This window comes from Oleiphilus sp. HI0132, from assembly GCF_001635845.1.
The window spans coordinates 1-6929 of sequence record NZ_LWGJ01001067.1 but is presented as its reverse complement, the minus strand read 5'-3'; the positions used below and the strand labels follow the sequence as shown (position 1 = coordinate 6929).

The following is a 6929-nucleotide window of genomic DNA, read 5'->3' as shown; positions in this document are numbered from 1 at the left end:
GCCATCAATCCCCAGCTCTTTTAAAGCCTGCCACTCGTCTTCTGACTCGACACCCACAGCAATCACATTAATTCCCTGACCATGTGCAATCTGGATCGCTGATCGCAGGAAGAACTGATTTGATTGACTGCCCTGAACGTTGCGAATAAAGCTATGGTCAACTTTGATGTAGTGAATATCCACTCGCTGTAAATACGAAAATGGCACCGAGCTTACACCAAAGCGCTCGACCGATAGACTAAAGCCATGCTCTTTTGCCATATTGCTCAAAACGACCAAGGCATTTTCATTATAACTCACGATATGTTCTGGAACTTCGACAATTAGCATTTCCGCCAAGCTGGGGTTCTGAACAAGCTGCTGATCAAACCAGGACAAGAAGCGCTCATCTATCAAGGCAGCTTCAGACAAGGTAATACAGTATCGGTGATTATCAGCTTCACCTTGCGCCAACTCATTGTGAGTTCGCTGCATCAAAAATTCTGGATCTGCCAGGCTCTCTACCACCTTCTCGACAACCAACTGATCAAAGGGCACCATCAATCCGAATCGCTCAGCCATCGGCAGGAAGGTCCCAGCGACAGTCAGCTCGCCTTCTACTTCAATTCGAGAAAGGACCTGCTGATACATAACCTTTCCTTCACCATCATAAACTGTTTGAGTATGAAGCTTCACATCTCGACTCAGCAATACCTCTTGCAAAATATTTCGCCACTCATTTGCCTGATGCACCTCTCGCATACTCTCTTCTGCCGACTGAATATGCGCATAACGCCGCCAGCCGGAAATACCATCTGACTGTGCTTGGCGTAAGGCTAAATCAGCTTTAGACAACAAAGTGCGAGCAGTATCATCAGCCTTTACGCAAGCCGCACCGATATGCACGCTATCATCGCGCAACAAGTGCTTGATATCAGAGAGTGAACAAATTTCTGATATCATTTTTGGCACCAGGACATCAATTTCATCATCCATAACACTCGGCATAAACACACTAAAATCGGCACCACTTCGCCTCGCAGCAAACGCATTCTGATGACGCTGTTCATATTTTTGCAGTATCTGCGCAACACTCGTCAACAGAGCATCGCCTCGATCTCGCCCCAATGACTCGTTAACTGCACCAAAGTCGTTAAGTTGCACTAAGACCAGACTTCCTTTTGCTGTGTGCTGCTGTGAATCCAGCTCTGTCTTTAAACGCCCATCAAAACCTTCACGGTTACTTAGGCCGGTAAGTGTGTCAACAAAAGATGCCTGACGCAGGTCCTCGATCAAATTTAATTGCTCTTCAAACACCCCGCCAAGCTGCCTGGCCATATCATTCATCGCATCGGCAACGCCTGCAAGCTCTCGGAATACAGGATGAGGAGCCCTAAAATCAAAATGGCGATGACTCATTTCCTGTGCATGAAACTGAAGCTGTTTTAAAGGCTTTAACACACCAGCTAATAGCCAACGCGCTGCAAATAAGCCGAGCACCAAAATACTTAGAAACCAAATTGACTCAGAACGAATCACTTTCCACAATTCAAGGTAGGCGTAACCAGGATGACTCTCTACCACAATCGTGCCCAACTGTTTCCAACCAGCTACAACTTCTGCACTTTTGGCAGGGGCCTTTAGATCAAGCAGAGAGACAAACCAGTCAGGGACAGTATCAACAGTTAAAGAGTTAGCGCGCACGACAATGGCGGCACCGTTCAAGTCAAAAAAAACAATTTTTCTGTAGTCACCACTGTCGAATATCGTGTCAACAATTCGCGCTGCCGCCACGCGATCTTGAGCATCTATACTCGTCGATAATGACAAGCCCAAAGAAGTAGCAGCATCCTGTGCATGGGACTGCAATTGATTCTGCAAATAGTCACGCATGGTGGTGATATTCAGCGTAAAGCTTCCAACCAACAACAACAGCAACATAATGCTAATATAAGCAAATAGTGTCCTTTGTAAGCTAGGACCCTGATTTGTCAGGCTATGACTATGCCTCATGATTAGGCCTCACTTACTTTATCTCCATCAGTATCTTCATTGGTGTCTTTTTATTAGCAAAGCCCAAGTATAAAAACGACCCGACCTCTTTCACCACAGAAATCATAATGGCCAGCCTGTAGGCATTGCTTCCATATAACAATAGATCAACTTACACATCCTGACATTTTTTGACGATAAAAACCTCCATATTCAGGGGATTATGCTAAATTATGTAGAGACGATTCGCGTTTACAAAAAGAATTCTTCCATTAGGATCAAGGAATGGCTCAGGACAACCAACGAGAGAAACTTAAACAACTGTTTGCAAAACGAGTTACGACGCAAGCCAGAGTTGTATTAGATGTCTATCAAAAGTGCAAACTCTCCTCTTGGGAAGACCTGGATCGCACTCAAGATTTAAATGATGCGAGTGAAAAACTAGAGCGTTTTGCAACCCGCTTTGAGATGTCTCGCCAGGAGACTTCGGCACGAAAAATTAACCAGCTACTGAGCAATGTTAACCCTGAAGCCCCGCTTTCGTTAGACAGCCAACAAAAAATTGAGTCCTTTATTCAGGAGCTGAATGAGTGCACTTTGCGAAAGAGTGATACCGGAGGGGGGCGAAGCGACACCTCGCACTCGAATCCACGTACTTTTTTACGCACTCCGATTTACCTCGCGCTAAACAACACCGAGTACGCTAACCGCATTATTAATCAGCTGGAGTTCTTTGGTTTTCGTTCAATCAACTTCAGTGATGTTGATGATTTTGTTCACGCAGCTAAGCAGGATAAGCCAGAGACCATCGTAGCCGATGTAGATTTTGGCGGGCATAAGCTTGCTGGCATCGATGCCGTTCAAGTAATCCAGGAGTCTCACGAGACAACTATTCCAGTTATTTATGTTAGCGAGAGCACTGACGACATTCAGACCCGGCTAAAAGCATCGCGCACAGGCGGCGAAGAGTTTTTTTATCGAGCCATCGACCCTGGCCAGCTAATAGAAAAATTTGAGCAATATACGCACGCCAACATTCAGGACCCATACCGTATTCTGGTAGTCGATGACTCTAAAGCACAAGCAAAGTACATTGAGAATATATTGCACAAAGCCGGCATGATTCCTCACATCATTACCGAGCCGATGGATATCCTGGTAGCCTTGGCGGATTTCCAGCCTGAGATAATTATCATGGATATGTACATGCCAGGCTGTACCGGTATGGAGCTAGCCCGAGTGATACGCCAGCAAGACAAGTTTCACAGCGTACCTATCATTTACCTCTCTGCAGAAGATGACGTCAACAAACAGCTACACGCGATGAGTCTTGGAGGCGATGACTTTCTAACGAAACCTATCGACCCGAAACACCTCATCGCCACGCTGCGAAACCGAGGCCGAAGAGCTCGATCCCTTTTGGCACTAATGATTCGCGATAGCCTGACCGGGCTTTACAATCATACCCATACTCTACATTTGCTAGAAATTGAAGTTGCTAAAGCAGCGGAAAGCGAACTACCTGTCTGTTTCGCAATGCTCGATATCGACTACTTCAAAAAGATTAATGATAACTACGGCCACCCTATTGGCGACCGCGTACTGAAAAGCCTTTCTCTTTTCCTTAAACAGCGGCTACGTAAAACAGACCACATCGGTCGCTATGGTGGCGAAGAGTTTGCCATCGTACTGCCAAATACTTCTGAACGCGATGCTAAAACTATTCTTAACGAAATACGTGAACGCTTTGCAGAATTACCACAGCCCGCCGGAACCGGCACATTCAATGTCACCTTTAGTTGCGGCATTGCATTAGCTGACCACGAAAACGCTCAATCCTTATGTGAAAAGGCTGATCATGCCCTATACGAAGCAAAGAGAAATGGACGAAATAATGTCCGTTGCTACAATACAGAACTGTAAGAAAACCTGCTTGTAAATAACGCAATATATGGGCAAACTAGCCACTATATTGTAGATAAAGTGTCATAAAAAGAAACTACACTTGTAGACATTTCTCACGGCACTTAGAATTAACTTTCTCTTTCACATGTTTTTACGAGCATCGTCTGATTATGGCTAGCATACTGGTACTTCATGGCCCAAACCTAAACCTTTTAGGCACCCGCGAACCCGAAATTTACGGCTCAGAAACTCTCAATGATATCAACTCTCGCTTAAAAGCCTGCGCCAAGAATAACAATATCGCGCTCAACACGTTGCAAAGCAATGCTGAACACGAACTTATCGAGCGCATACATCAAGCTAAGCAAGATGATACTCAGTTTATAATTATTAACCCTGCGGCATTTACGCATACGAGCGTAGCAATCCGAGATGCTCTACTAGCGATTGATATTCCTTTTATCGAAGTACATTTATCAAATGTTCATGCTAGAGAAACATTTCGCCATCATTCTTATTTCTCTGATGTCGCATTAGGCGTCATCTGCGGGCTGGGCAGCTTAGGTTACGATGCTGCGCTCAGCAAAGCCCTGCAGGCGCTATAAACCTAATACAGGAATTGTTATGGATATTCGAAAAATCAAAAAGCTGATCGAATTAATCACCGAGTCAGATGTAGAAGAACTAGAGATTAAGGAAGGCGAAGAGTCCATCCGCATCAACCGTCGCAAGCATGTTGTCGCCGCACCAGCAGCGGCCCCAGCACCCGTAACGTCTGCTTCAGCACCTATCACAGAAACATCCACTGCAAGTCCGGCACCGGCGAGCACCTCTAGTGACCAGACAATCAATGCCCCTATGGTCGGCACCTTCTACAAGGCGCCCTCACCTGACTCCGCCCCATTTGTTGAAGTTGGACAAAGCGTTAAGGCTGGCGATGTCTTGTGCATCATTGAAGCAATGAAAATGATGAACCAAATCGAGGCAGACCGAAGCGGCGTTATTCAGTCGATAGAAGTCAGTGACGGAGAACCTATCGAGTTCGATCAGATACTATTTACAATTGCATAAGGCTCGCAGGTAACACTGATGTTAAAAAAAGTTCTAATCGCTAATCGTGGCGAAATAGCCTTACGAATTCTACGCGCCTGCAAAGAGATCGGTATTCCTTCGGTCGCCGTACACTCCAAGGTTGATAGAGACCTTATGCACGTTCGCTTGGCAGACGAGTCAGTTTGTATTGGTAATAACAGCCCTGTCGAGAGCTACCTCAATATACCTGCAATAATCAGCGCCGCTGAAGTGACCAATGCTGTTGGCATTCATCCTGGCTACGGTTTTCTTGCTGAAAATGCTGACTTCGCAGAACAAGTCGAAAAGAGCGGCTTTACCTTCATTGGCCCCCCTGCCAGTGTCATTCGCTTAATGGGGAATAAAGTTTCAGCCATCAAAGCCATGACAAAAGCCGGCGTACCGACGGTTCCTGGCTCCGACGGCCCGATCACAAATAATCAAGATCGAACCAAAGCTATTGCACGCAAAATTGGCTACCCGGTTATTATCAAAGCAGCCTCAGGTGGTGGCGGCCGGGGTATGAGAGTTGTTAACGACGAAGCTGAACTACTCACCTCGATTCAGCTAACACAGTCTGAAGCCAAAGCCGCTTTTGGCGATGACACCGTTTACCTTGAAAAATTTCTCGACACACCCCGGCATGTCGAAATCCAGGTACTTGCAGATAACCATGGCAATGTCATTCACTTAGGTGACCGTGACTGTTCACTGCAACGAAGACACCAAAAAGTTATCGAAGAAGCCCCTGCACCAAATATTAACGAGGAAGCCCGACAAGCCACGTTTGCCGCCTGCGTAAAAGCCTGCAAAGATATCGGCTATCGCGGAGCAGGAACATTTGAGTTCTTATACCAGGATGACAGTTTCTATTTTATCGAAATGAATACCCGAGTACAGGTAGAGCACCCTGTAACAGAAATGATAACAGGCATTAATATCGTTAAAGAGCAAATTAGAATTGCTAGCGGCCTACCACTTTCAGTCTCTCAAGCTGAAGTAAATCTTGAAGGCCATGCGATAGAGTGCCGCATTAACGCTGAAAATGCTCAAACCTTTGCACCGAGCCCCGGCTTAGTTAAACAGTTTCACGCGCCCGGTGGCATGGGAGTCCGTGTCGATTCGCATTTATATAGCGGCTATCGTGTACCTCCATTTTACGACTCTTTAGTTGCCAAAATCATTTGTCATAGCGAAAACCGTAATGCGGCGATGAACCGTATGACAAACGCACTTGACGAGCTAGTCGTAGACGGAATTGACACAAATATTGACCTTCACCGCAAGCTACTTTCCGATAGCGGATTTCGAGAGCTCGAATTTAATATCCATCATCTGGAAAAGAATATCCTTTAGTTTCATCTAATGTATTTCATTCCCGACTATCAGGAAGTCACTGACTTATGAACTGGATCCAAGTTAAAGCCAATATATCTCCCGCCATCGCAGAAGCTCTCGAAGAAGGCTTGCTCGCGGCGGGAGCCAGCGCAGTGACTCTCGAAGATGCTCAAGACCAGCCAGTGCTAGAGCCCGAACGGGGCACAACGCCGCTTTGGGAAGAAACGATCGTCACCGGGCTGTTTTCTGCCGATGAGGACCAAAAAGCTATTAGAGCCATCACTGAAAGTGTCTTCACCAATCTTTCAGATCAGACCTTCCCTGAATTGCGTTTTGAAATATTGGAAAACGAAGACTGGACGCGTAAATGGATTGATAACTTCAAACCCATTCAGTTTGGTCGCCGCTTATGGATATGCCCAAGCTGGCATGACATTCCTGAGCCAAACGCTGTCAACCTGATGCTCGACCCTGGCCTGGCTTTCGGCACTGGCACACACCCCACAACTGCACTTTGCTTAAAATGGCTAGATGCTTATGCGCTAAACGATGACGGCCTAAACAACAAAACTGTCGTAGATTTTGGCTGTGGTTCCGGAATACTGGGCTTGGCCGCATTATTACTCGGCGCCAAATCGGTGGTT

The 6929-nt window shown here is 46.2% G+C and carries 6 protein-coding genes; 5 read left to right on the top strand and 1 reads right to left on the bottom strand.

The window, feature by feature from the left end:
• The coding region (locus A3766_RS13525) for an EAL domain-containing protein (protein ID WP_068642357.1) at positions 1 to 1992 on the bottom strand (1992 nt) is incomplete at its 3' end.
• Between the two features lie 264 nt (positions 1993 to 2256).
• Between A3766_RS13525 and A3766_RS13520 the strand changes: the two genes are divergently transcribed.
• From A3766_RS13520 to A3766_RS13500, 5 genes are all read left to right on the top strand, one after another.
• A complete protein-coding gene (locus A3766_RS13520; protein WP_068512194.1) occupies positions 2257 to 3894 on the top strand; it encodes a diguanylate cyclase in 1638 nt (545 codons plus the stop codon).
• Between the two features lie 152 nt (positions 3895 to 4046).
• A complete protein-coding gene (gene aroQ / locus A3766_RS13515) occupies positions 4047 to 4481 on the top strand; it encodes a type II 3-dehydroquinate dehydratase (RefSeq protein WP_068508593.1) in 435 nt (144 codons plus the stop codon).
• A gap of 19 nt (positions 4482 to 4500) precedes the next feature.
• Complete coding sequence (gene accB / locus A3766_RS13510; protein ID WP_068512191.1) at positions 4501 to 4947, top strand: acetyl-CoA carboxylase biotin carboxyl carrier protein; 447 nt, start codon at positions 4501 to 4503, stop codon at positions 4945 to 4947.
• Between the two features lie 18 nt (positions 4948 to 4965).
• Entirely contained in the window at positions 4966 to 6303 is a 1338-nt protein-coding gene (gene accC, locus A3766_RS13505) for an acetyl-CoA carboxylase biotin carboxylase subunit (RefSeq protein WP_068512188.1), read from the top strand.
• Between the two features lie 47 nt (positions 6304 to 6350).
• A partial coding sequence (locus A3766_RS13500; RefSeq protein WP_197479570.1) for a 50S ribosomal protein L11 methyltransferase occupies positions 6351 to 6929 on the top strand: 579 nt, incomplete at its 3' end.

What these genes read in the sequence shown, in the direction of transcription:
- A3766_RS13520 (WP_068512194.1), top strand. Translation starts at nt 2,257, where the DNA reads ATGGCTCAGGACAACCAACGAGAGAAACTTAAACAACTGTTTGCAAAA.
- aroQ (WP_068508593.1), top strand. Translation starts at nt 4,047, where the DNA reads ATGGCTAGCATACTGGTACTTCATGGCCCAAACCTAAACCTTTTAGGC.
- accB (WP_068512191.1), top strand. Translation starts at nt 4,501, where the DNA reads ATGGATATTCGAAAAATCAAAAAGCTGATCGAATTAATCACCGAGTCA.
- accC (WP_068512188.1), top strand. Translation starts at nt 4,966, where the DNA reads ATGTTAAAAAAAGTTCTAATCGCTAATCGTGGCGAAATAGCCTTACGA.